This is a genomic window from Streptomyces sp. NPDC006551, assembly GCF_040611675.1.
In the GTDB taxonomy this organism is placed as follows: Bacteria; Actinomycetota; Actinomycetes; order Streptomycetales; family Streptomycetaceae; genus Streptomyces.
Genome location: NZ_JBEXOT010000004.1, coordinates 127,392 through 150,750 on the forward strand (window position 1 = coordinate 127,392; position 23,359 = coordinate 150,750).

The 23,359-nt window shown below is 71.4% G+C and carries 19 protein-coding genes; 10 read left to right on the forward strand and 9 right to left on the reverse strand.

Going from position 1 to position 23,359, the window contains the following annotated elements:
* Positions 1–72 precede the first annotated feature (72 nt).
* The 4 genes from ABZY12_RS06790 to ABZY12_RS06805 are packed head-to-tail and all read left to right on the forward strand — an operon-like array spanning position 73 to position 5,847.
* The gene (locus ABZY12_RS06790) at positions 73–1,230 is read left to right on the forward strand and encodes a CaiB/BaiF CoA-transferase family protein (RefSeq protein ID WP_356887879.1); all 1,158 of its coding nucleotides are present in this window, start codon (positions 73–75) and stop codon (positions 1,228–1,230) included.
* Positions 1,227–2,369 carry an acyl-CoA dehydrogenase family protein gene (locus tag ABZY12_RS06795; RefSeq protein ID WP_356887881.1) on the forward strand — a complete coding sequence of 381 codons (1,143 nt, stop codon included), beginning with the start codon at positions 1,227–1,229 and terminating at the stop codon, positions 2,367–2,369. The genes ABZY12_RS06790 and ABZY12_RS06795 overlap by 4 nt, the downstream gene beginning before the upstream one ends.
* 51 nt (positions 2,370–2,420) lie before the next feature.
* Positions 2,421–3,638: an acetyl-CoA C-acetyltransferase gene (locus tag ABZY12_RS06800; RefSeq protein ID WP_356887883.1), complete on the forward strand. Its 1,218-nt coding sequence runs from the start codon at positions 2,421–2,423 to the stop codon at positions 3,636–3,638.
* Positions 3,639–3,672: 34 nt separating this feature from the next.
* Positions 3,673–5,847: a 3-hydroxyacyl-CoA dehydrogenase NAD-binding domain-containing protein gene (locus tag ABZY12_RS06805; protein WP_356887885.1), complete on the forward strand. Its 2,175-nt coding sequence runs from the start codon at positions 3,673–3,675 to the stop codon at positions 5,845–5,847.
* A 101-nt stretch (positions 5,848–5,948) separates the two neighbouring features.
* On the opposite strand, the gene ABZY12_RS06810 is transcribed toward ABZY12_RS06805, so the two are convergent.
* Entirely contained in the window at positions 5,949–6,704 is a 756-nt protein-coding gene (locus ABZY12_RS06810; RefSeq protein WP_356887887.1) for a MerR family transcriptional regulator, read from the reverse strand.
* A 117-nt stretch (positions 6,705–6,821) separates the two neighbouring features.
* On the opposite strand from ABZY12_RS06810, the gene ABZY12_RS06815 reads away from it, so the two are divergent.
* On the forward strand, positions 6,822–7,304 hold the full coding sequence (locus tag ABZY12_RS06815; RefSeq protein WP_356887889.1) for an Appr-1-p processing protein: 483 nt from the start codon (positions 6,822–6,824) through the stop codon (positions 7,302–7,304).
* Between the two features lie 103 nt (positions 7,305–7,407).
* Positions 7,408–7,899 (forward strand): hypothetical protein, encoded by a 492-nt coding sequence (locus ABZY12_RS06820; protein ID WP_356887891.1) that lies wholly within the window; start codon positions 7,408–7,410, stop codon positions 7,897–7,899.
* Positions 7,900–8,118: 219 nt separating this feature from the next.
* Here ABZY12_RS06820 and ABZY12_RS06825 read toward each other — a convergent pair whose 3' ends face one another.
* Positions 8,119–9,357: a glycosyltransferase gene (locus ABZY12_RS06825; protein WP_356887893.1), complete on the reverse strand. Its 1,239-nt coding sequence runs from the start codon at positions 9,355–9,357 to the stop codon at positions 8,119–8,121.
* A gap of 146 nt (positions 9,358–9,503) precedes the next feature.
* Entirely contained in the window at positions 9,504–10,535 is a 1,032-nt protein-coding gene (gene sph, locus ABZY12_RS06830; RefSeq protein ID WP_356887895.1) for a sphingomyelin phosphodiesterase, read from the reverse strand.
* Between the two features lie 136 nt (positions 10,536–10,671).
* On the opposite strand from sph, the gene ABZY12_RS06835 reads away from it, so the two are divergent.
* Together ABZY12_RS06835 and ABZY12_RS06840 are read left to right on the forward strand one after the other, a co-directional pair.
* Positions 10,672–11,160 carry a hypothetical protein gene (locus ABZY12_RS06835; protein WP_356887897.1) on the forward strand — a complete coding sequence of 163 codons (489 nt, stop codon included), beginning with the start codon at positions 10,672–10,674 and terminating at the stop codon, positions 11,158–11,160.
* Positions 11,161–11,371: 211 nt separating this feature from the next.
* The gene (locus tag ABZY12_RS06840) at positions 11,372–12,199 is read left to right on the forward strand and encodes an oxygenase MpaB family protein (protein WP_356888135.1); all 828 of its coding nucleotides are present in this window, start codon (positions 11,372–11,374) and stop codon (positions 12,197–12,199) included.
* Here the strand turns inward: ABZY12_RS06840 and ABZY12_RS06845 are convergent.
* The 6 genes from ABZY12_RS06845 to ABZY12_RS06870 all read right to left on the reverse strand — a co-directional run bounded on the left by ABZY12_RS06845 (position 12,171) and on the right by ABZY12_RS06870 (position 19,736).
* A complete protein-coding gene (locus tag ABZY12_RS06845; RefSeq protein ID WP_356887899.1) occupies positions 12,171–13,538 on the reverse strand; it encodes a GH1 family beta-glucosidase in 1,368 nt (455 codons plus the stop codon). The two genes, ABZY12_RS06840 and ABZY12_RS06845, sit on opposite strands and share 29 nt — an antisense overlap.
* Before the next feature lie 44 nt (positions 13,539–13,582).
* Positions 13,583–14,419 carry a carbohydrate ABC transporter permease gene (locus tag ABZY12_RS06850; RefSeq protein WP_356887901.1) on the reverse strand — a complete coding sequence of 279 codons (837 nt, stop codon included), beginning with the start codon at positions 14,417–14,419 and terminating at the stop codon, positions 13,583–13,585.
* Positions 14,416–15,291: a sugar ABC transporter permease gene (locus ABZY12_RS06855; RefSeq protein WP_356888137.1), complete on the reverse strand. Its 876-nt coding sequence runs from the start codon at positions 15,289–15,291 to the stop codon at positions 14,416–14,418. Before ABZY12_RS06855 ends, ABZY12_RS06850 begins: the two co-directional genes overlap by 4 nt.
* 195 nt (positions 15,292–15,486) lie before the next feature.
* Complete coding sequence (locus tag ABZY12_RS06860; RefSeq protein WP_356887903.1) at positions 15,487–16,800, reverse strand: extracellular solute-binding protein; 1,314 nt, start codon at positions 16,798–16,800, stop codon at positions 15,487–15,489.
* Between the two features lie 177 nt (positions 16,801–16,977).
* A complete protein-coding gene (locus ABZY12_RS06865) occupies positions 16,978–18,003 on the reverse strand; it encodes a LacI family DNA-binding transcriptional regulator (protein WP_356887905.1) in 1,026 nt (341 codons plus the stop codon).
* Positions 18,004–18,218: 215 nt separating this feature from the next.
* Positions 18,219–19,736, reverse strand: coding sequence for a M1 family metallopeptidase (locus ABZY12_RS06870; RefSeq protein WP_356887907.1), 1,518 nt, complete (start codon positions 19,734–19,736; stop codon positions 18,219–18,221).
* A 199-nt stretch (positions 19,737–19,935) separates the two neighbouring features.
* On the opposite strand from ABZY12_RS06870, the gene ABZY12_RS06875 reads away from it, so the two are divergent.
* Complete coding sequence (locus ABZY12_RS06875; protein ID WP_356887909.1) at positions 19,936–21,930, forward strand: Xaa-Pro dipeptidyl-peptidase; 1,995 nt, start codon at positions 19,936–19,938, stop codon at positions 21,928–21,930.
* A complete protein-coding gene (locus ABZY12_RS06880) occupies positions 21,927–23,252 on the forward strand; it encodes a M14 family metallocarboxypeptidase (RefSeq protein WP_356887911.1) in 1,326 nt (441 codons plus the stop codon). The genes ABZY12_RS06875 and ABZY12_RS06880 overlap by 4 nt, the downstream gene beginning before the upstream one ends.
* Positions 23,253–23,359: the final 107 nt, after the last annotated feature.

Genomic DNA, 23,359 nt, shown 5'->3' on the forward strand with positions numbered 1-23,359 from the left:
TTGTGCGCGGTGGAACACGTTCCTAGCATCTCCGGTGTTACATCATTGGTGTCACACACAGCTGGGGGCTTGATGGCAGGGACGCGGAACGCCCGGAAGGGTCCGCTCTCCGGCGTGCGCGTGGTCGAGCTGGCCGGCATCGGGCCCGGCCCCTTCGCGGCCATGCTCCTGGCCGATCTCGGCGCCGATGTCGTCCGGGTCGACCGCCCCGGCGGGTCGGGGCTCGGCATCGACCCCGCGTACGACCTCACCAACCGCAACAAGCGCTCCGTCCTCGTCGACCTGAAGGCCGAGGGCGGGCCGGCGACCGTGCTGGACCTCGTCGAGCAGGCCGACATCCTCATCGAGGGGTACCGGCCCGGCGTCGCCGAGCGCCTCGGTGTCGGCCCCGACGCCTGCCTCGCCCGCAACCCGGCGCTTGTCTACGGCCGGATGACCGGCTGGGGCCAGGACGGGCCGCTCGCCACCAGCGCCGGACACGACATCGCGTACCTCGCCCTCACCGGCACCCTGCACATGATCGGTCCCGACCCGGACGGGCCGCCCACCGTGCCCGCCAACCTCGTCGGCGACTACGCGGGCGGCTCGCTCTACCTCGTCGTCGGCGTCCTCGCCGCCCTCCAGCACGCGCGCGCGCACGGCGAGGGCCAGGTCGTGGACGCGGCCATCGTCGACGGCGCCGCCCACCTCGCCACCATGATCCACGGCATGCTCGCCGCCGGCGGCTGGCAGGACCGCCGGGGCGTCAACCTGCTGGACGGCGGCTGCCCCTTCTACGGCACCTACGAGACCTCCGACGGCCGCCACATGGCCGTCGGCGCTCTCGAGCAGCGGTTCTACGACGAGTTCGTGCGGCTCCTCGGCATCGAGGACGTCGCCCCCGCCCGTAAGGACCTCGGACGCTGGGACGAGCTGCGCGTCGCCGTCGCCGACCGGTTCCGGACCCGTACGAGAGACGAATGGACGGAAGTCTTCGCCGGCACCGACGCCTGTGTGGCGCCGGTCCTCTCGCTGCGCGAGGCACCCGCCCACCCGCATCTCGCCGCCCGCGCCACCTTCGTCGAACACGGCGGTCTCACCCAGCCCGCTCCGGCACCCCGGTTCTCCGCCACGCCCGGCGCCGTCCGCACCGGCCCCGCCCAGCCCGGCGCCGACAGCGAAGAGGTCGCCCGCGACTGGGCCGTGCCGTCCCTGATCAGCAAAGACGCCCCTCAGGAGCCCGAAGCATGAAGCGCCAGCTCTACACCGCCGACCACGACGCCTTCCGGGAGACCGTCCGTACCTTCCTCGCCAAGGAGGTCCTGCCGCACTACGAGCAGTGGGAGAAGGACGGCATCGTCTCCCGGGACGCCTGGCGCGCCGCCGGACGCCAGGGGCTGCTCGGCCTCGCCGTCGACGAGGAGTACGGAGGCGGCGGCACCCCCGACTTCCGCTACAGCGCCGTCCTCGCCGAGGAGTTCACCCGCGCCGGCGCCCCAGGGATCGCCCTCGGCCTGCACAACGACATCATCGGCCCGTACCTCACCTCGCTCGCCACCGAGGAGCAGAAGCGGCGCTGGCTGCCCGGCTTCTGCTCCGGCGAGCTCATCACCGCCATAGCGATGACCGAGCCGGGCGCGGGCTCCGACCTCCAGGGGATCAGGACCTCCGCCGAGGACCGGGGCGACCACTGGGTGCTCAACGGCTCCAAGACCTTCATCTCCAACGGCATCCTCGCCGACCTGGTGATCGTCGTGGCGAGGACGACGCCCGAGGGAGGCGCCCACGGCCTGTCCCTGCTGGTCGTCGAGCGCGGCATGGAGGGCTTCGAGCGCGGTCGGAACCTCGACAAGATCGGACAGAAGTCCCAGGACACCGCCGAGCTCTTCTTCCGCGACGTCCGCGTCCCCAAGGAGAACCTCCTCGGCGAGCTCAACGGCGCCTTCGTCCACCTCATGACCAACCTCGCCCAGGAGCGGATGGCCATCGCCGTGGCCGGCATCGCCGCCGCCGAGCACCTCCTGGAGATCACCACGACGTACGTCAAGGAGCGCGAGGCCTTCGGGCGGCCGCTGGCCAAGCTCCAGCACATCCGCTTCGAGATCGCGGAGATGGCCACCGAGTGCGCCGTCACCCGCACCTTCCTCGACCGGTGCATCGTCGATCACTCGAACGGGGAGCTCGACGCCGTCCACGCCTCGATGGCCAAGTGGTGGGCCACCGAGCTGCAGAAGCGGGTCGCCGACCGCTGTCTGCAACTGCACGGAGGATACGGCTACATGGCCGAATTCCCGGTCGCCAGGGCTTTCACCGATGGCCGTATCCAGACCATCTACGGCGGTACGACCGAGATCATGAAGGAGATCATCGGCCGTTCCCTGCTCGGCTGACCTCCCGCTGTCCACCCCTCTTGCGCTGTCCACCCTCCTGAAAGGCTTCTCGTGAGCACCGAAGCGTACGTGTACGACGCGATCCGCACCCCGCGCGGTCGCGGCAAGGCCAACGGCGCCCTGCACGGCACCAAGCCCATCGACCTGGTCGTCGGCCTCATCCACGAGCTCCGCGACCGCTTCCCCGGCCTCGACCCGGCCGCGATCGACGACATCGTCCTCGGCGTCGTCGGCCCGGTCGGCGACCAGGGCTCCGACATCGCCCGGATCGCCGCCATCGCCGCCGGACTGCCCGACACCGTCGCCGGCGTCCAGGAGAACCGCTTCTGTGCCTCCGGCCTCGAAGCGGTCAACATGGCCGCGATGAAGGTCCGTTCGGGCTGGGAGGACCTCGTCCTCGCCGGCGGCGTCGAGTCCATGTCGCGCGTCCCGATGGCCTCCGACGGCGGTGCCTGGTTCGCCGACCCGATGACCAACTACGAGACCGGCTTCGTCCCGCAGGGCATCGGCGCCGACCTCATCGCCACCATCGAGGGCTTCTCGCGCCGTGACGTCGACGAGTACGCGGCGCTCTCCCAGGAGCGTGCCGCCGCCGCCTGGAAGGACGGCCGCTTCGACCGCTCCGTCGTCCCGGTCAAGGACCGGCGCAGCGGCCTGGTCGTCCTCGACCACGACGAGCACATGCGGCCCGGCACCACCGCCGACTCGCTCGCCTCCCTCAAGCCCTCCTTCGCCGACATCGGCGACCTGGGCGGCTTCGACGCCGTCGCCCTGCAGACGTACCACTGGGTGGAGAAGATCGACCACGTCCACCACGCCGGCAACTCCTCCGGCATCGTCGACGGCGCCTCGCTGGTCGCGATCGGCTCGAAGGAGGTCGGCGAGCGGTACGGACTGACCCCGCGGGCCCGGATCGTGGCCGCGGCCGTCTCCGGCTCCGAGCCGACCATCATGCTCACCGGGCCGGCCCCGGCGACCCGCAAGGCGCTCGCCAAGGCCGGACTGACCATGGACGACATCGACCTGGTCGAGATCAACGAGGCATTCGCGGGCGTGGTGCTCCGGTTCGTGAAGGACATGGGCATCAGTCTGGACAAGGTCAACGTCAACGGTGGAGCGATCGCGCTCGGCCACCCGCTGGGCGCCACCGGCGCGATGATCCTCGGCACGCTCGTCGACGAGCTGGAGCGCCAGGACAAGCGCTACGGCCTGGCCACGCTCTGCGTGGGCGGCGGTATGGGCATCGCCACGATCGTCGAGCGCGTCTGACCGTCCGTTCCCTTCCCCACTTCGGAGACACTCCATGAACGAGAGCACCACCATCCGCTGGGAGCAGGACGAGACGGGCGTCGTCACCCTCGTCCTCGACGACCCGAACCAGTCCGCGAACACCATGAACCAGGCGTTCAAGGACTCCATCGCGGCGATCGCCGACCGTGTCGTGGCCGAGCAGGACTCCATCCGCGGCATCATCTACACCTCCGCCAAGAAGACCTTCTTCGCGGGCGGCGACCTCAAGGACATGATGAAGGTCGGGCCCGAGCAGGCCCAGCGGGCCTTCGACACAGGCATGGCCATCAAGAACTCTTTGCGCCGTATCGAGACCATCGGCAAGCCGGTCGTCGCCGCCATCAACGGAGCGGCCCTCGGCGGCGGTTACGAGATCGCCCTCGCCGCCCACCACCGCATCGCCCTCGACGCCCCCGGCTCCAAGATCGGCCTGCCCGAGGTCACCCTCGGTCTCCTCCCGGCCGGTGGCGGCGTCACCCGTACCGTACGGCTGATGGGCATCGCCGACGCGCTGCTCAAGGTGCTCCTTCAGGGCACCCAGTACGCGCCGCGGCGTGCGCTCGAGAACGGCCTGGTCCACGAAGTGGCCGCCACGCGCGAGGAGATGCTCGCCAAGGCACGCGCCTTCATCGACACCCACCCCGAGTCGCGGCAGCCCTGGGACGTCAAGGGCTACAAGATCCCCGGCGGTACGCCGTCGAACCCGCGGTTCGCCGCCAACCTGCCCGCCTTCCCGGCCAACCTGAGGAAGCAGCTGAACGGTGCCCCCTACCCGGCCCCGCGCAACATCCTCGCCTGCGCCGTCGAGGGTTCCCAGGTCGACTTCGAGACCGCCCAGATCATCGAGGCGCGCTACTTCACCGAGCTGGTCACCGGCCAGACCGCCAAGAACATGATCCAGGCGTTCTTCTTCGACCTCCAGGCCGTCAACTCCGGTGCCAACCGCCCCCGGGGCGTCGAGCCCCGGCCGGTCCGCAAGGTCGCCGTCCTCGGCGCCGGCATGATGGGCGCGGGCATCGCCTACTCCTGCGCCCGCGCGGGCATCGAGGTCGTCCTCAAGGACGTCTCGGCGGAGGCCGCCCAGCGTGGCAAGGAGTACTCCGAGAAGCTGCTCGCCAAGGCGCTCTCGCGCGGCCGCACCACCGAGGCCGAGCGCGACGCGCTGCTGGCCCGGATCACGCCCACCGCCGATCCGGCCGATCTGGCCGGCTGTGACGCCGTGATCGAGGCCGTCTTCGAGGACACCGCGCTCAAGCACAAGGTCTTCGAGGAGATCCAGGACATCGTCGAGCCGGACGCGCTGCTCTGCTCCAACACCTCGACGCTGCCGATCACCGTGCTCGCCGAAGGCGTCACGCGCCCGGAGGACTTCATCGGTCTGCACTTCTTCTCGCCCGTCGACAAGATGCCGCTGGTGGAGATCATCAAGGGCGAGCGCACCGGGGACGAGGCGCTGGCCCGCGCCTTCGACCTGGTCCGGCAGATCAACAAGACCCCGATCGTCGTCAACGACTCGCGCGGCTTCTTCACCTCCCGGGTGATCGGCCAGTTCATCAACGAGGGGGTGGCGATGGTCGGCGAGGGCGCCGACCCGGTCTCGATCGAGCAGGCGGCCGCCCAGGCCGGCTACCCGGCCAAGGTCCTCTCCCTCATGGACGAGCTGACCCTCACGCTGCCCCGCAAGATCCGCGACGAGACCCGGCGCGCGATCGAGGAGGCCGGCGGCAGCTGGGCCGGACACCCCTCGGACGCGGTGATCGACCGGATGGTCGACGAGTTCGGGCGCACCGGCCGCAGCGGCGGCGCGGGCTTCTACGACTACGACGAGGAGGGCAAGCGGGCCGGACTGTGGCCGGGGCTGCGCGAGCACTTCACCCGCTCCGACGTGACGATCCCCTTCGAGGACATGAAGGAGCGGATGCTCTTCTCCGAGGCGCTGGACTCGGTCCGCTGCCTGGAGGAGAACGTCCTCACCTCGGTCGCCGACGCCAACATCGGCTCCATCATGGGCATCGGCTTCCCGGCCTGGTCCGGTGGCGTGCTCCAGTACATCAACGGGTACGAGGGCGGGCTCCCCGGCTTCGTGGCACGCGCGCGTGAGCTGGCCGAGCGTTACGGCGACCGCTTCCTGCCGCCGGCGCTGCTGGTGGAGAAGGCGGAGCGGGGCGAGGTCTTCACCGACGCGTAGGGGCGTCTCGCCGATCGGGCCGGGCCGGGGCCTGTCCGGCCGAGCCCGGACAGGGCCCTGATCCGCCGGACAGGGCCCTGAGGCCGCCCGATCGGGCCGCGTCAGTCCTGCTTCGCCTGACCGAACGCGGCCCGCAGCTCCTCGCGCAGCGAGCGCTGGAAGGCCGTGACGAGGGCCTGGACCACCATCGGCTGCATATGGGCCGAGAGCGACTTCATCGCCGCCAGGTGGTCCGGGTCCGACGCGCGCTCCCGGTACGGGTTCCACACCTCGTCCCGGAACAGCCGGGACAACTCCTGCGCAGCCGCCCGCGCGTGCTCCAGCAGGACCGTGCGGGAGGCCAGGATCGTCTCGTGGGCGATGGGGACGTCCAGCAGTTCGACACCGAGGCGCAGCAGCGTCCCGTCGAGCCGGAAGACCTCCGGATCGGGGCCCCGGTCGAGGACGCCCATCGCCGCGAGCCGTTCGACGTCCTCGTCGGTCAGCGGCCGACCCGCCCGCCGCTCCAGTTCGCGCCGGGTGATCTCCTCGGCCGACTCGGGCGCCCAGGAGGCCACCAGCGCGCGGTGGATCGCGAGGTCCTGCGCGCTCAGGTCGGGCGGGAGCTGCTCCAGGTACCGTTCGATCGCGGCCAGGGTCATGCCCTGGCGCTGGAGCTCCTCGATCAGCGCGAGCCGCGACAGATGTCCGGGGCCGTAGTGTCCGACCCGGCGGGGGCCGATCACCGGCGGCGGCAGCAGCCCCTTGGTGCCGTAGAAGCGCACCGTGCGCACGGTGACGCCGGCCCGGGCGGCCAGCTCGTCGACGGTGAACGTCGGCGGCTGCGGTGACGTATCCGCCTCGGTCCCGGTGGCCATCTGAGGTCCCTCGCTTCCCGTGCCGCGTTCCCGGCCCTTACATGCAACAGTATTGCTGTCTCACCATCGTTGTAAAAGCCTTGGGTCGCTGTCGGTGGCGGCCTCTACGGTGAGGGCATGTCGGGGATCACGTACGTCCAGGGGGACGCCACCGCGCCGCATGGCCGAGGCGTCAAGATCATCGCTCATGTCTGCAACGACCTGGGCGGCTGGGGGAAGGGCTTCGTGCTCGCGCTCTCGCGGCGCTGGCCGGAGCCGGAGGCGGCCTTCCGCCGCTGGCACCGCGAACGCGCGCGGAACGACTTCGGCCTGGGAGCCGCCCAGTTCGTCCAGGTCGGACCGTATGTATGGGTGGCCAACATGGTGGGGCAGCGGGGTATACGGACCGGCCGGAGCACGGGCGTGCCGGTGCGGTACGAAGCGATCGACGCGGCGCTCGCGCTGCTCGCAGGCAAGGCACTGGAGTTGGGGGCCTCCGTGCACATGCCCCGCATCGGCTGTGGCCTCGCCGGCGGGAAGTGGTCCCGGGTGGAACCGCTGGTCGCGGAGCGGCTGGTGGCCCGGGGGATACCGGTCACGGTGTACGACTTCGAGGCGTAAGCGGCCGTAAGGGGTACGGCCGCCCCCACCTCGCCGGGTGGCCCGGACCTGCCGCTAGAGTCACGTGCTTGTTCGAATACGGAGTGCGGGGCAGGGGAGGGGCATGTACGCGGAACTCAGGGACACGGCCACGGAGTTGGCCGGCGTCCTGTGGCGGGAGCACACCGTGTACCGGGAGCGGGGCGGCGGGGTGGTCATCCGGGGCGAGCATGTGGGGCGGTGGATCAGCCTGGCCCCCACCGGCGGGAAGGACCAGGCGCGCCTGCGCGCCGGGCGCCTCCTCGACGGGGGCACCACGGCGCCGGCGCGCTCGGAGATCGTGGTCGACCTCACCGTCGGGACGAGCGAGCTGGCGGCGGTCTGCCGCCGTCTGCTCGCCGATGTCGCCGCCGCCGAGACCGAGCAGGTCGCGGCCGTCGGTGCGGGGCGCGGGGCCGCCCGCGCTCCACGTCCGTCCCGGCCGGACAGGCCCGCCCGCGCGCGCCGGAACCGCCCGAGCCGCCACACGGGCGTCGGCTCCTGGGTGGTGCTGATCTGCGTGGTCGGGGTCGTCGGCCTGTGGGCCTACAGCGTGTTCGGCGGATACGGCTACTAGTGACCTGAGTCGGAGATCCATAGGCAGTTCCTGCTGGACACCTAGTGCATCGGCGGCGGCCGATGAGCCTGTGGCCAGCGGCGTTCGTGAGCGCCCTCGGATCTATGCGGATGGACCGCAGTGACGATCTACCGAAGAACCTCCGACTCAGGTCACTAGGATTTGTCCGGCTGATCAGGGCCGTGGCCGCGGCGCACACACACCACACGTCCGCGTGGTTCACGCGGACGCCGGCGGCCTTGCCCGGTCGGCCGTGCCGAGCAGGGAGGTCGCGGCCACCGTCGTCCCGTCCGTGCGGATCGTGCCGGCCACGGCCCGCGCTCGTACGCGGATCTCGGAGGTCAAGGCCGTCTTCAGCGCGATCGACAGGGACTCGGTGGTCGGAGTCGGACCGTCGTGCGCCACACCGATGCCCAGATCGGTCACCCGGCCCGCCCAGTACGGCTGGTCCGCCCCCTGGGGCAGCACCACCTGCGGCGCGCCGGCCCGGGCGGCCGTCGTCGTGGTGCCCGCGCTGCCGTGGTGCACGACGGCGGCCACCCGGGCGAACAGCGCCTGGTGGTTGGCCTCGCCGATGGCGACACAGTCGTCCTGGTCGTCGATCAGGTCCAGGCCGGCCCAGCCGCGGGAGACGATCGCGCGGCGGCCCTGCGCGCGGATCGCCTCGACGGCCGCCCGGGCGACGTCCTTCGAGGCGCTCAGGGGCGTGCTGCCGAAGCCCACGTACACCGGCGGTGTGCCGGCGTCCAGGAACGCCATCAGCTCGGGCGGGAGCGGGCGTTCGTCCGGCCGGAACCACGCGCCGGTCTGCACGACATCGAGGTCCGTAGGCCGCCACGGACTCAGGGTCGGATCCGTCGCCAGCCACGGGCGGTCGGTGAAGGCGTAGTCGCGGACGTTGTCCACCGGCGGCAGGCCGATCGCCGCCCGATGGGTGTTGACCGCCGCGCCGAACATGTCGTTCGCGTACTGGGCGTCCAGGTCCCACAGCACCCGGTTGTCGGTCACCTCCGGTGGCAGCGGCCGGCCCCGCCGCGCGGGCGGCCGCTGGTGCGGCGACGGCAGGATGACCGGCTGGTGGCTCACATGAACGAAGCGGATGCCCAGTTTCTCGGCCACCGACCGCGCGCCGGCCGTGACCGGCAACGGCCCGGTCGCCACCAGCGCGTCACAGCCCTCGGCCGCCGCGGCGACCGTGTCGAACTGCGCGGCGATCAGATCGGCCGCACGCTGCGCCAGGCCCACCGCCGATCCCGGCACCACCGAGGTCACCAGCGGGCGCACCGGCCGCCCGACCGGCACCAGCGGTACACCGGCACCCGCCAGCAGTTCCGCGAACTCCTCGTCCGGCGGCGCGCACACGCGGACCTCCGCGCCGAGTTCCCGCAACCGCACCGCGAGTCCCACCATTGGTTCGACGCTCCCGCGCGCCCCGTACGTCGACAACAGCACACGCATCTCGCGGCTCCCGTTTTTCCAGGTACTGGCTTCGGTCGGCGATTCTGCGGCACCCACGGGGTCTTGCCGCAAGCCCCCCGGTGGGCTATAAGTTGATCATGGAAAGCCTGCGGGGCCACCGAGGAGGCAGCCCCGCAGTGGCGTGATCAGCCCGCCGCGTACCCCGTGACCGGATAGTGGTCGCTGAGGTTGGTGTACGTGTACCGGGTGCCCCAGCTGGAGACCGTCCAGGGCGCGCTCTTCTCCAGGACCACGTTGTTCGTCCAGCCCGCGGGCCGGGCGTGGCCCGCGCGGTGCAGGACGTAGTCCAGGTCCTCGCGCGGGTCGTCCGGGTAGCGCTCGGAGGCGATGGAGTTCAGCTCGGTGTCGAACGAGTAAGGGTGTCCGGTCCGGGCGTCCTCGCCCACCAGGCCCATGTCGGAGAGCATCGTGCCGTACTCCGGCGTGCGCGAGTCGACGTTGAAGTCGCCGGCCACGACGACCTGCTCGCTCGCCGGGATGTTCTTGGCGTCGAGGAAGGCGTCCATCGCCTTGAACTGGCGGCTGCGCATCTGCGCCGCCTCGCCCGCCGAGCAGCCCGGGTCGGTGGACTGGGCGTGGGTGCCGACCACGTGGACCCTGGCGCCGTTCACGTCGAGGACCGTGTAGACGAAGCCCTTGTTCGAGTACCAGTCGGCGCCGCAGGCGTCCTTGTACACGTACTGCTCCTTGCGGACGATCGGCCACTTGCTGAGGATCGTCACACCGCCGTCCTCCGGCGTGGTGGTGGAATAGGCGCCGCCGGTGGCGTCCCAGCCCGTCCTGCTCCGGCCCATGACCGGTGTCTGGTGCGGGTACTGGGCGGCCGCGTTCGCCTTCAGCGCGTCCGAGGAGGAGTTGTCGAAGGCCTCCTGGAGCACGACGACGTCGTTGCCCTGGAAGAAGGGGGCGGCGGGTATGGCCTTGGCCCGGTGGTCCTGGCCCCAGTTCGGGTACAGCGACTTGGCGAAGAGGAACGCGTTGTAGGAGAGCACCTTCAGCCGAGGAGTCTCGGCGGCCGAGGCCGACGGGGCGGTCGTCGCCAGGGTGGCGGCGGCGAGCGCGCCCGAGAGGGCGACGCCGAGGAAGCGGCGCTGGAGCGGAGCGAGCGGCACTGGAACTCCCGTGGAGTGGTGGGGGGTTGGACCGGCGCCGCACATCAAAGCAGCCGTGGTTACCTTCCGGTAGCCGTTGGATGCCGGGAATCTTGCGCGACCCGCACCAGTGCGCCAACTCTTCCGCGCCCGTACACCACTCGCACGAATTGTCGGTTTTGCGACCAGGTAGGATGCGCGCATGACCCTCGCGCAGAATTCGACGATCTTCAATATGGACCTCGGTCCGCTCAACCCCGTCACGGCGGAGATCTTCCTCGGCCTCGTGCTGTTCGGCCTGACCTTCCTCATCCTGGCGAAGGGCATCCTGCCGAAGATCAACAAGACCCTCTCCGAGCGCGAGGACGCGATCGCCGGCGGCACCGAGCGCGCCGACGACCTGCGCGCCGAGGCCACGCAGATCCGCGAGCAGTACGAGGCCGAGCTCGCCGAGGCGCGCCACGAGGCCGCCCGCATCCGCTCCCGGGCCACCGAGGAGGGCGCGGCCGCCATCGCCGCCGCGCGTGCCGAGGGCATCGCCGAGCGGGACGCGATCCTCGCGGCCGGTGCCGAGCGCATCGCCGCCGAGCGCGCCGCCGCCGAGCGCGAGCTGACCGCCGACGTCGACGCCTGGGCCCGCGCCCTGGCCGGCCGCATCGTCGGCGAGCCGGTCGGCGCGGACCGCGCCTGACGCACACGCGTACGGGGCCGTGCCCCGGGCCCACGCCCGGGACGCGGCCCCGACCCATGTGCGCCTTTTGCCCGGAAGGCCCGGCGAGGGGCAGGCTGAGAGCGTGAGGAGAGTGCACCAGGTGACAGGACCCGAGGCGGCGGCGACCCCCGCCGAGGCGACGGCGGACGGCACCGCCCGGCCGCCCGAGCCGCCGCCCGTCGGCGGTGTTCTGTGGAGCGTCGCCGGGGACGTCCGGGCGCTGCTGATGCTGCCCGCCGCCCTCACCCTGCAGGTCGCGCACCCCGCCGTCGGCGCCGGTGTCGACGAGCACTCCGTCTTCCGTACCGACCCCTGGGGCCGAGGCGAGCGCTCGCTGCGCTCGGCACTGCTGTGGGTGTACGGCGGCGAGGCCGCGGCCGAGGAGGGGCGCCGGCTCCGGCGGCTGCACCGGACCATCCAGGGCACCGACGCCCACGGCCGCCGCTACCACGCCCTCACCCCCGCCCATTACGCCTGGGTCCACGCCACCGGCTTCCCCGTCTACCACCACGGCCTGCACTATCTCCACCGCCCGCTCAGCGAGGCCCAGGAGCGACAGCTCTACGCCGAATGGCTCCAGGTCGGCCGGATCCTCGGCATCCACGACCGGGACATGCCCCAGACGATCGAGGAGTTCTGGCCGTACTACCGCACGATGCTCCGTGACGAACTGGAGGCCACCGTCGTCGTACGCGAGCTGCTTGACCCCGCTCAGCCGGTACCGCCGCCCGACCGGGGCCCACTGCCGCTGCGGATCCTGCTCCGGGCGCTGTGGCCGGTGATCCTGCCCCGGCTCGCCCGCTTCCGCTCCTTCGTCACCGTCGGCCTGACGCCACCGGACGCCCGCGAGGCCATCGGCCTCGCCTGGAGCGACGAGCAGGAGAGGCGGCTGCGCCGTTTCACCCGGGTCGTACGGCTCGTGGTGCCCGTCCTTCCCGAGCGGCTGCGCTATCTGCCGATGGCGCGCGAGGCCCGCCGACGGGCCCGGCTCAGCGGAGCAGTCCGCCGCGTGCGATGACCTCCGCGTACCAGCGCGCGCTGTCCTTCGGTGTACGGCGCTGGCTCGCGAAGTCCACATGGACGATCCCGAACCGCTTGCCGTAGCCGTACGCCCACTCGAAGTTGTCGAGCAGCGACCAGAGGAAGTAGCCGCGCACATCCGCCCCGTCGGCGATCGCCCGGTGTGCCGCCGCGAGGTGCGCGTCCAGATACGCCACCCGCTCCGGATCGTGGACCTCGCCCTCCGGGTCGGCGTAGTCGTCGTACGCGGCGCCGTTCTCGGTGATCAGCAGCGGCACCCCGGGCAGCTCGTCGCGCAGCCGCACGAGCAGCTCGTACAGGCCCTCCGGGTCCACCGGCCAGTCCATCGCCGTTCTCGGTCCGGGCGCGGGCAGGAACCGGACCCGGTCCGCCGCCCCCGGCCACGGCGAGGGCGACTCCGACGTCCCGGCGGCCACGACGGCGGGGGAGTAGTAGTTGACGCCGAGCGAGTCGATCGGGGTGGAGATCGTCTCCAGATCGCCGTCGTGGACGAAGGACCAGTCCGTGAGAGGGGCCGTGTCGGCCACCAGGTCGTCGGGGAGCCGGCCGTGGAACACCGGGTCGAGGAAGATCCGGTTGCCGACGGCGTCGATCCGGCGGGCGGCGTCCCGGTCCTCCGGCGCATCCGAAAGCGCCCTGATCGCATGGACGTTGAGGGTCAGGGAGATCTCGGTCGCGGCGGGCAGCGCCCCGCGCAGGACGCGGGCGGCGAGACCGTGCGCCAGATTGAGGTGATGGGCGGCGCGCAGGGCGGCCGGCCCGTCGGTGCGGCCGGGCGCGTGGACACCGGAGCCGTACCCCAGGAAGGCCGCGCACCAGGGCTCGTTGAGGGTCGTCCAAGTGGCGATCCGGTCGCCCAGCGCCTCGGCGGCGAGAGAGGCGTACTCGGCGAACCGCTCGGCCGTCGCGCGCTCCGGCCAGCCGCCGGCGTCTTCCAGCTCCTGGGGGAGGTCCCAGTGGTAGAGGGTGGCGACGGGCCGGATCCCGGCCTCCAGCAGCTCGTCGACCAGGGCACGGTAGAAGTCCAGGCCCTTCTGGACGGCCGGGCCCCGCCCGGTCGGCTGGATCCGGGGCCAGGAGAGGGAGAACCGGTAGTCCGTGAGCCCCACCTCCTTCATCAGCGCCACGTCCTCGCGCATCCGGTGGTAGTGGTCGGCGGCGATGTCACCGGTGTCACCGTTGCGCACTTTGCCCGGCGTCCGGCTGAAGGTGTCCCAGATCGACGGTGTGCGGCCGTCCTCGGCCGCCGCACCCTCGATCTGGTACGCGGCGGTGGCCGAACCCCAGCGGAAACCGGCAGGGAAGAGAGCGTTCATGGGTGAGGAACTCCCGTGATGAGAAAGGAGAGAGGAAGGAGGGGTCAGCCCTTGACCGCGCCCTGCATGATGCCGCCGACGATCTGCCGGCCCAGCAGGCCGAAGACGAGCAGCACCGGAAGCGTGCCGAGCAGCGTGCCGGCCATGATCACCGACTGGTCGTGGACATAGCCGCCGCCGAGCTGGCGCAGCGCGACCTGCACCGTCGGCTCCTGCGAGGACAGCGCCACGATCGGCCAGAAGAAGTCGTTCCAGGCGGCCATGAAGGTGAGGAGCCCCAGCACGGCCATCCCGGGCCGGGCGATGGGCACCACGATCGACCAGAAGATCCGGGCGGAGGAGGCGCCGTCCACCCGGGCCGCCTCGATCAGCTCGTCCGGCAGCGACTGCACAAGATACTGGCGCATGAAGAAGACCCCGAAGGCCGAGACCAGCCCCGGCAGGATCACCGAGTGGAGCTGGTTCACCCAGCCCAGTTCGGCGATCAGCATGAAGAGGGGGATCACCCCGAGCTGCGGCGGGATCATCATCGTGCCCACCGTGACCGCGAGCAGCGCGCCCCGGCCGCGGAAACGCAGCTTGGCGAAGGCGAAGCCGGCCAGGGTGCAGCACAGCACGGTGCCGACGGTGATCGAGCCGGAGACGATCAGGGAGTTGAGGAGCGCCTTGCCGATGTCGGCCTCCTCCATCACCGCCTCGAAGTTGCGGATCAGGTTCGGGCCGGGCAGCAACGTCGGCGGCACCCGCGCCAGATCGGCGTTGGAGCGGCTGGCCGCGACGATCGTCCAGTAGAACGGGAAGGCGGAGACGAGGACGGCGAGGACCAGGACGGCGTACGTGATCCTGCCGCCATGGCCCGTACGGGCGGAGCGCGTGGTCATGCCCGGCCCTCCTCTCGACGTGAACGGCGGTGCACGATCAGGGCGTTGATCCCGACCAGGACGAGGATCAGCAGGAACATCAACCAGGCGATCGCGGCCGCCCGGCCCAGGTGGAAGAAGCCCCAGCCCTGTTCGTACAGATAGAGGCCGAGCGTCTGGTACTGGTGCGAGATGCCGCCCGAGGTCGAGCCCTCGAAGAGCAGCGGCTCACCGAAGAGCTGGGTCGCGCCGATCGTGGAGACGACGGTGGTGAAGACGATCGTGGGCCGTAGTCCGGGCAGGGTGACATGGAAGAACTGCCGCCACCGCGAGGCCCCGTCCATCTCCGCCGCCTCGTACAGCTCGGAGGGGATGGACTGCATGCCCGCGAGATAGATCAGCGCGTTGTACCCGGTCCAGCGCCAGACCACGATCGACGAGACGGCGATCTGCGAGGCGAGCGTGCCGTTCTGCCAGTCGACGGGACCGATCCCCACCAGCGACAGGACGTAGTTGACGAGACCGAAGTCCCGGCCGTAGAGCTGGGCGAACACCAGCGTGGCGGCGGCGACGGAGGTCGCGTACGGCAGCAGCATGGCGGTACGGAAGAAGGTCCGGCCGCGCAGCTTGTAATTGAGCAGATGCGCCAGGCCCAGGGCCATCGCCAGCTGCGGGACGGTGGACAGGACCCCGATGGTGAAGGTGTTGCGCAGCGCGGTCCAGAAGAACTCGTCGGTGAGCAGCGCCGCGTAGTTCCCGAGGCCCCGCCACTCCATGTCGCCGGGGGTCTGCAGCTCGACCCGGTAGAGGGAGACGAAGGCGGTGTAGAGCAGCGGGAAGAGGCCGAACGCCGCGAACAGGGTGAAGAACGGGGCGAGATAGGCGTACGGCACGAAGGCGGCCCACCGGCGGTGAGCGCGGCCGGCGGACCGGGCCGACGGCGGCGGGACGGGCGCCGTCGTCGGCCCGGAGGCGGTGAGGGTCACGGTGCGGCCCTTCGGTCGTTCGGAGCGGGCGGGGGAGCGTGCGGGGCTGGGGCCGGACGGGGGCGGGCCGGGCGTCCCGCCCCCGTGGGACGGACGATCGGCTCAGCCGATGGCGTTCTCCACGCCCTTCCGCGCGTTCGACCACGCCTTCTCCGGTGACGTGCCCTTGCGTTCCACCTCGCTCAGCGCGTTGGTGATCTGGTCGGCGACGTTCTTGTCGTGGACGCCGAGCACCTGTACCGGGGCCGCCTTCGCCGCGTCGCCGAAGATCTGGCCGATCGGCGCGCCCGAGAAGTACGGGTCCGTCGCCGTCGCGACCTGGGCGATGGCGCCGGTCGAGGAGGGGAAGTTCCCCTGCTTCTTGAAGAGCGCGGCCTGCTGTGCCGGGGCGGTGAGCCACTGGATCAGCTCGTACGCCTCCTTCTTGTGCTTGGCCGCGCGCGGGACGGTGAGGTACGAGCCGCCCCAGTTCCCGGCGCCGCCGGGGAGCTTGGCGATGTCCCACTTGCCCTTGCCGGCGTCCCCGGCCTGGCCCTTGATGTAGCCGAGCATCCAGGCGGGGCAGGGGAGCGTGGCGAAGGAACCGGCGGAGAACGCCTGGTTCCACTGCGGTGACCACTGGTCCAGCTTGGCGCTCAGCCCCGCCTTCGCCGCCTTGGTGGAGGTCTCCCAGGCGTGCTTCACGGCGGGGTTGTCCGCGTAGATCAGCGTGCCCGAGGCGTCGTAGTAGCGCTCCTTCTCCTGGCCGACCATGACCGTGTAGAGACTGCCGACGCTGTCCAGCCAGGCACTCTTGGCCGGAGCCTTGGCCCGGTACTGCTCGCCCAGCGCCAGGTAGCCCTCCCAGGTGGACCACTTCCGCGCCAGTTCGGCGCGGTCGGTCGGCAGTCCGGCCTGCTGGAGGAGGTCGGTGCGGTAGCACATGGCCTCGGGGCCGACGTCGGTGCCGAGTCCGAGGATCCTGCCGTCCTTGGTGGTCGCCGCCGACCAGGTGGCGGGGGCGAACTCGCCCTCGAGCTTGTCCGCGCCGTACTTCGTCAGGTCCTCGAACTTGTCCGCCTGCTGCTGGGTGACCGACGCGATCCGGCCGACCTCGACGGCCTGGACGTCGGCGAGTCCACCCCCGCCGGCCAGCCGGGTCTGCAGCGACTTCCAGTAGTCCTGCTCGTCCTCGGTGTCGGTCTGCTTGATCGTGACGTTCGGGTGGAGCTTCTCGTACGCGGCGTACAGCCCGGCCTCCTTGTAGCCGAACGAGCCGAAGAGGTCGACGGTGATCGTGACCTTTCCGCCCGCGCTGTCGGAGGCGCCGTCGGACCCCCCGGATCCGCAGGCGGCGAGGAGTGCCCCGGCGAGGGCGACCGCGCCGAGGCAGCGCATGCGGGCGGCGGCTCTCCTGGCGGCTCGGGCAGTGGGCATGGGAAGCCTCCCTTGGCTTCGGGGTCCGTCGAGAACGCTCGCGGCGCGCTGGTGGTTCGCTTTGAGAGCGCTCTCAGGAATGCGTCAGGAGCGTGCCTCCCCAGCGAGGTTCCCGTCAAGAGTCGAACGCGTAACAGCTGGGTGGAGCGGTGAAGTTGGCCCCCGGATTCAGGAGCCTTACGCGGAGGCGCGCAGGACCAGCTCGGTCGGTGTGATCACGGACTCGGGGGTCTGGCCGTCCAAAGTGCGCATCAGGAGCCGTACCATCAACCGGCCCATCCCCTCGATGTCCTGACGGACCGTCGAGAGTGGCGGGTCGGTCGCCTCGGCCACCTGGAGCATGTCGTCGAAGCCGACGAGCGCCACGTCCTCGGGCACCCTCCTGCCGTGCTCGCGCAGCACGCGCAGGGCCCCCGACGCCATCAGGTCGTTGGCGGCGAACACGGCGTCCAGGTCGGGCCGCCGCGCCAGCAGCTCCGCCATCGCCCGTGCCCCGCTCTCCACCGTGAACGCCCCGACCGCCACCAGGTCCGGTGCGGAACCGGGCAGTTCGTCCCGGTATCCGTCCAGTCGGTCCAGCGCGGACGTCTGGTCGCGAGGCCCCGTGATGTGGGCGATCGTCCGGCGGCCGAGCGAGCGCAGATGGCGCACGGCGGCCCGGGCGCCACCCCGGTTGTCGCAGTCGACGTACGGGACCGCGGGCTCGTCCGCCGGGCCCGTCCACCCCGGGCGGCCGCCGAACACCGTCGGCACCTGGACCCGGCGGACGATCGCGGGCAGCTGGTCGTCGTTGTGCAGCGAGAAGGCGAGCGCGCCGTCGACATGACCGCCACCCAGATAGCGGGCGATCCGCTCGTGGTCGCCGGGCCCCTCCACCCAGAGGAGCACCAACTGGGCGTCGTGAGCGGTCAGCTCACGGCTGATGCCCCGCACCTGCTGCTCGAAGAAGGGGTCGGAGAAGATCCGGAACTCGGGCTCCGCGATGATCACGGCGACGGCGCCGTTGCGCCGGGTCACCAGGGTCCTGGCGGCGTGGTTGGGGATGTAGCCGAGCTCCTCGACGGCCTTGCGCACCTTCTCCACCAGGACCTCCCGGACCCCGGCTCCGCCGTTGACGACACGGGACACCGTCGCCCGGGACACTCCGGCGCGCGCGGCGACGGCTTCCAGGGTGGGGCGCGGCCCGGACGTCGGTTCGCTCAAGGCCGGCTCCTCACGGGGCGTGGACACGGGCATGACCACGGTGGACGACGCTGCTGACAGGACGAGGGTAACGGTTGGCCCCTGCACGAGAACCGGACGGGGAAAGCGCTCTCAAGGGGTGGGCGGCCCCACACGTCCGTGTCCCGCCCCCGAGGGGGCGGGACACGGACGCGGCACGGGGGTGTCTCTCCGACCTCGCCGGGCTCCCTACGGCATCAGTGCTCGTCGTGGTCGTGGATGGTGTTCGTCTCCGCGATCTTCTTCCAGGACTTCGGCTCCACGGGCCGCGAGGTCGCGTCGGCGGCCGCGGACCGCGCCGCCAGACCCGCTTCGGCCGCCGTCGGCGCCGCCGGCTTCACCGGCTGGTAGAGCCAGGTGTCGAAGAGACCCGCCAGCGGCTTGCCCGAGATCCGCTCCGCGTACGCCACGAAATCGGCGACCTTCGCGTTGCCGTACGCGAACTCCGTCGGCCAGCCCTTCAGAATGGCGAAGAAGTCCTCGTCACCGATCTCGTTGCGGAGCGCCTGCAGCGCCAGCGCGCCCCGGTCGTAGACGGCGATGTGGAACTGGTCGTCCGGGCCCGGGTCGCCCGGCTTCACCGTCCAGAACGGGTCGTCGGCGGCGCGGGAGGCGTAGACGTAGTCGGCCAGCTCCTGGGCGGTGCCCTCGCCCTCCTTCTCCGACCAGAGCCACTGGCTGTAGCGGGCGAAGCCCTCGTTGACCCAGATGTCCTTCCAGTGGTCGACCGAGACGCTGTCGCCGTACCACTGGTGCGCGAGTTCGTGCACCACCACGGACACGTTCGCCCCGTTGGCGAACTGCCGGGGGCTGTAGAACGGCCGGGTCTGCGTCTCCAGGGCGTAGCCGCTGGTCACGTTCGGGACGTAGCCACCGAGCGCGTTGAAGGGGTACGGTCCGAAGACCTCCTCCAGCCACTCCGCGACCTCGGTCGTGCGCTCGATGCTGGCCCGCGCCGCGCCCGCGTTGTCGCCGAGGTCCTTGCTGTACGCGTTGAGGACCGGCAGCCCGTTCGCCGTCCTGTCGGTCGTGATGTCGAACTTCCCGACGGCGAGGGTGGCCAGATACGTCGCCTGCGGCTTGTTGGAGCGCCAGTTGTAGCGGGTCCAGCCGAGCCGCGACGACTGCGACTGGAGCACACCGTTGCTGATGGCCTGGGTGCCGTCCGGCACGGACACCGAGACGTCGAAGGTTGCCTTGTCCAGTGGGTGGTCGTTGGACGGGAACCACCACGCGGCCGAGTCCGGCTCCTGCGCCGCGACGCCGCCGTCCGGGGTGCGGTGCCAGGCGGTCCAGCCGCCGATCCTCACCTCGGACGGCTTGCCCGCGTACCGCACGACGACCGAGACGGAACGGTTCTTCTCCAGCGGGGCCGCCGGGGTGATCTCCAGCTCCTGCTCGCCGGAGGTGGTGAACCTCGCCTTCTTGCCGTTCACCCGCACTTCGCTGACCTTCAGCCCGAGGTCGAGGTTGAAGCGGGAGAGGTTCTGCTTCGTCGTGGCCAGGATCGTCGCCGTGCCCTCCAGGAGGTCGGTGGCGGGCTGGTACTTGAGCCGCAGGTCGTAGTGGGAGACGTCGTACCCGCCGTTGCCGCTGGCCGGGTAGTAGGGATCGCCGATGCCCGGGGCGCCCGGGACGTAGTCGGCCGCCGATGCCGGGATCGCCAGCAGGACGGAGGCCGCGAGAGCGCTCGGAACGATGATTCTGCGATGCACAGGGGCTCCAAGTCGTAAGAAGCGTAAGACGTGCGGGTAGCCGTCGGTCCTTATCGACACTATTCAGAACCCCGACGGGCCGTCATGTCCATGGGCCCTTCCGACACATGATCGCCATTCGGCCGACATGAACCACCCGTACCGGCGGCCCCCGAACGCACTCTTTTGCTCAGGAGTCGACGACGGTACGTTCCGCCCCATGCCGATACGTGTGCGGAGAACCCGTAGAGCCCGTCTGTCGTGCAGAACCCTCGTGACGGCCGCCGCGGCCGCCCTGACCACCGCGCTCCTCACCCCCTCCGGGGCCCAAGGCGCCCCTGCCGTACGGGAGTCGGCGCCCGTTCACTCCTACGCCGACGCGATCCGGGAGTCGGTCTGGGTGGACACCGGGCTCGACGGCGACGGGGACGGCCGCGCCGACCGGGTCGCCGTCGACATCATCCGGCCCCACGAGCCCGCGGCGGCCGGCCGGAAGATCCCGGTCATCATGGACGCCAGCCCGTACTACGCCTGCTGCGGACGGGGCAACGAAAGCCAGAAGAAGACGTACGACGCCGACGGCGACCCCGTCCAGTTCCCGCTCTTCTACGACAACTACTTCGTCCCGCGCGGCTACGCCTTCGTCGCCGTCGACCTCGCCGGCACCAACCGCTCCGACGGGTGCGACGACGTCGGCGGCCGCTCCGACGTCCAGTCCGCCAAGGCCGTCGTCGACTGGCTGAACGGCCGCGCCCGGGGCTACACCTCCCGCACCGGCGACGACCGCGCCCGCGCCACCACCTGGTCCACCGGCGACGTCGGCATGATCGGCAAGAGCTGGGACGGCACCATCGCCAACGGAGTCGCCGCCACCGGGGTCGAAGGGCTGAAGACGATCGTGCCGATCGGCGCGATCTCCTCCTGGTACGACTACTTCCACTCCCAGGGCGCCCCGCTGTACAACGCCAACCCGAGCTGGCTCTCCGCCTACGTCAACAGCCCCGAGGCGAAGAAGCGTTGCGGCGCCGTCCAGGACCGGATCACGTCCGCCACCCCCTACAGCGGCGACTGGACCCCCGCCTGGACCGAGCGCGACCACGTCCGGGACGCCGGAAAGGTGAAGGCCAGCGTCTTCGTCGTGCACGGGCAGCAGGACCTCAACGTCCGCGCCAACCACTTCGGCCAGTGGTGGGACGCGCTCGCCGCCCAGGGTGTGGAGCGCAAGATCTGGCTCTCCCAGACCGGCCACGTCGACCCGTTCGACTTCCGCCGCGCCGACTGGGTCAGCACCCTGCACCGCTGGTTCGACCACTACCTCCTCGGCTACGAGAACGGCATCGACCGCGAGCCGATGGCCGACATCGAGCGCGCCCCCGACCGCTGGTCCACCGACCGCTTCTGGCCGCCGCGCGCCACCGCACCCACCGACCTGCGCCCCGGCACGGGCGCCGCGCCGGGCGTCGGCACCCTCGGCCGGACACCGGCCCCGCCCGGAGCCACCGAGATCTTCACCGACGACCCGAGCCTCGGCGAGAGCGACTGGGCCGCCCGGATCGACAGCCCCACACCGGCCAAGGCCGGTTTCGTCACCCGTACGCTCACCCGGGACCTGCGGCTCTCCGGCTCCTCGCGGGTGACCGTCACCGCCACCCCGACGACCGGGACGGCCCATCTGACCGCCGTACTCGTCGATCTCGGCCCGGACACCATCCGCGACTACGCCGCACCCGGCGAAGGCATCACCACGCTCACCGAACGCACCTGCTGGGGAGCGAGCACGAGCGGCGACAGCGCCTGCTTCAAGGAGACCGAGGCGCGTACGGCGGACGTCGGCCACACGATCGTCAGCCGTGGCTGGGCCGACCTCGGCACCTGGGCCGACCCGCGGAAGGGCCGCCCGCTGACGCCCGGTACGGCGTACACCGTCACCCTGCGCCTCGCGGCGACCGACCACGTCGTCCCGGCCGGGCACCGGCTCGCCCTCATCATCGGCGGCACCGACAAGGACCTCCTCGACCCTCCCTCGACCACACCGACGCTCACCCTCGACCTCGCCCGTACGTCGGCGCGGCTGCCACTGGTCGGTGGCCCCGGGGCCTTCGCGCGGGCGACCGCGGGCCCGGCTCAAGGGCGTCCGGCGCCGGCCGAGAAGGCGCCGAACGGGCTGGCCGCACCCCAGCGGTCCGGCCACCCGATCCCCGGGGAGACGCGATGACCCGCACACCGAACCGCCGTTCCCGGCGCACGCTCACCCTCGCGGTGGCCGTCGCCGCCCTCGCCCTCCCGCTCGTCACCGTCCCCGCCGAGGCCGCCGGCGCCCCGGCGGCCGCCCCGCCGCCCCGCACGGGCTTCGAGACGAGCAACGGGGCCCACTGGACCACGGAGGCGGGGGAGAGCGCCTTCCTCGCGGCGGTCGACCGCGGCAGCGACCGGGTCTCGGTACGCTCCGTCGGCACGACCGAGCAGGGCCGCCCGATCCGGCTCGTGACCATCGACGCGGGCCACGCGGGCGCCGCCACCGCCCGCACGACCGTGCTGTTGATCTGCAGCCAGCACGGCGACGAGCCGTCGGGCCGCGAGGCGTGCCTGAGCACCGTGCGCGACCTGGCGTACGCCCGGGACGCGGAGACCCGGCGCTTCCTCTCCCGCACCACCGTCCTGGTCGTTCCCACGGCCAACCCAGACGGCCGGGAGGCCGACACCCGGGGCAACGCCGACGGCATCGACGTCAATCGCGACCACATCGCCCTGAAGACCGCCGAGGGACGCGCGCTCGCCGCCGTCATCCGCGACCGGCGCCCGGAGATGATCTACGACCTGCACGAGTACGGCGGCACCTCGCCGTACTACGACAAGGACCTGCTCGCGCTCTGGCCCCGCAACCTCAACACCGACCGGCGCGTCCACGACGAGGCACACACCCTGTCGGAGTCGTACGTCCGGCCGGCGGCCGCGGCGGCGGGCTTCAGCAGTGGCGTCTACGGCATCTGGACCGACCCCCACACCGGCAATCCGATCAAGCAGGTGGCGGGCGACGGCCAGGAGCGCATCCTGCGCAACGCGGCCGGCGTCAAGCACGCCGTCGGACTGCTCGTCGAAACCCGGGTCGAGGCGCTGGACGAGGCGGGAGAGAACGACAACGCCCGCAACCAGCGACGCCGGGTGAACACCCAACTCGCCGCGCTGAAGGGCGCGATCGCCTTCGTCGACGAGCGGCGCGGACGGGTCGTCGCGGCAACGGCGGCGGCCCGGGCCGCCGGGTTCGCCGACCGGGGCCCGATCCTGCTCGGCGGCGCCGACAACGATCCGGCCGAGCCCGCCGAGGTCATCGAGGACCCGCCGTGCGGCTACCGGCTCGACGGCGGGCAGTACGCGGAGTTCGGCGACGAGCTCGCCCTGCACGGGATCACCGTCCGCCGGAGCGGTGACGGCTGGTTCGTACCGCTGCGGCAGTCGCACCGGGCCCTCGTCCCTCTGCTCCTCGACGCCCGGGCGACCTATCGGCTCACCACCGCACAAGCCGTGGAGGTCTGTTGATCCGCTGACTTCCGACTCACCTGTGGTACTGCGTTACGGAGAAAAGAGCGCTTTTCCCGTCGTGCGTGAAAGGTGCCCTCTGTGCCGCAGGAAGAACAGAGACCGGA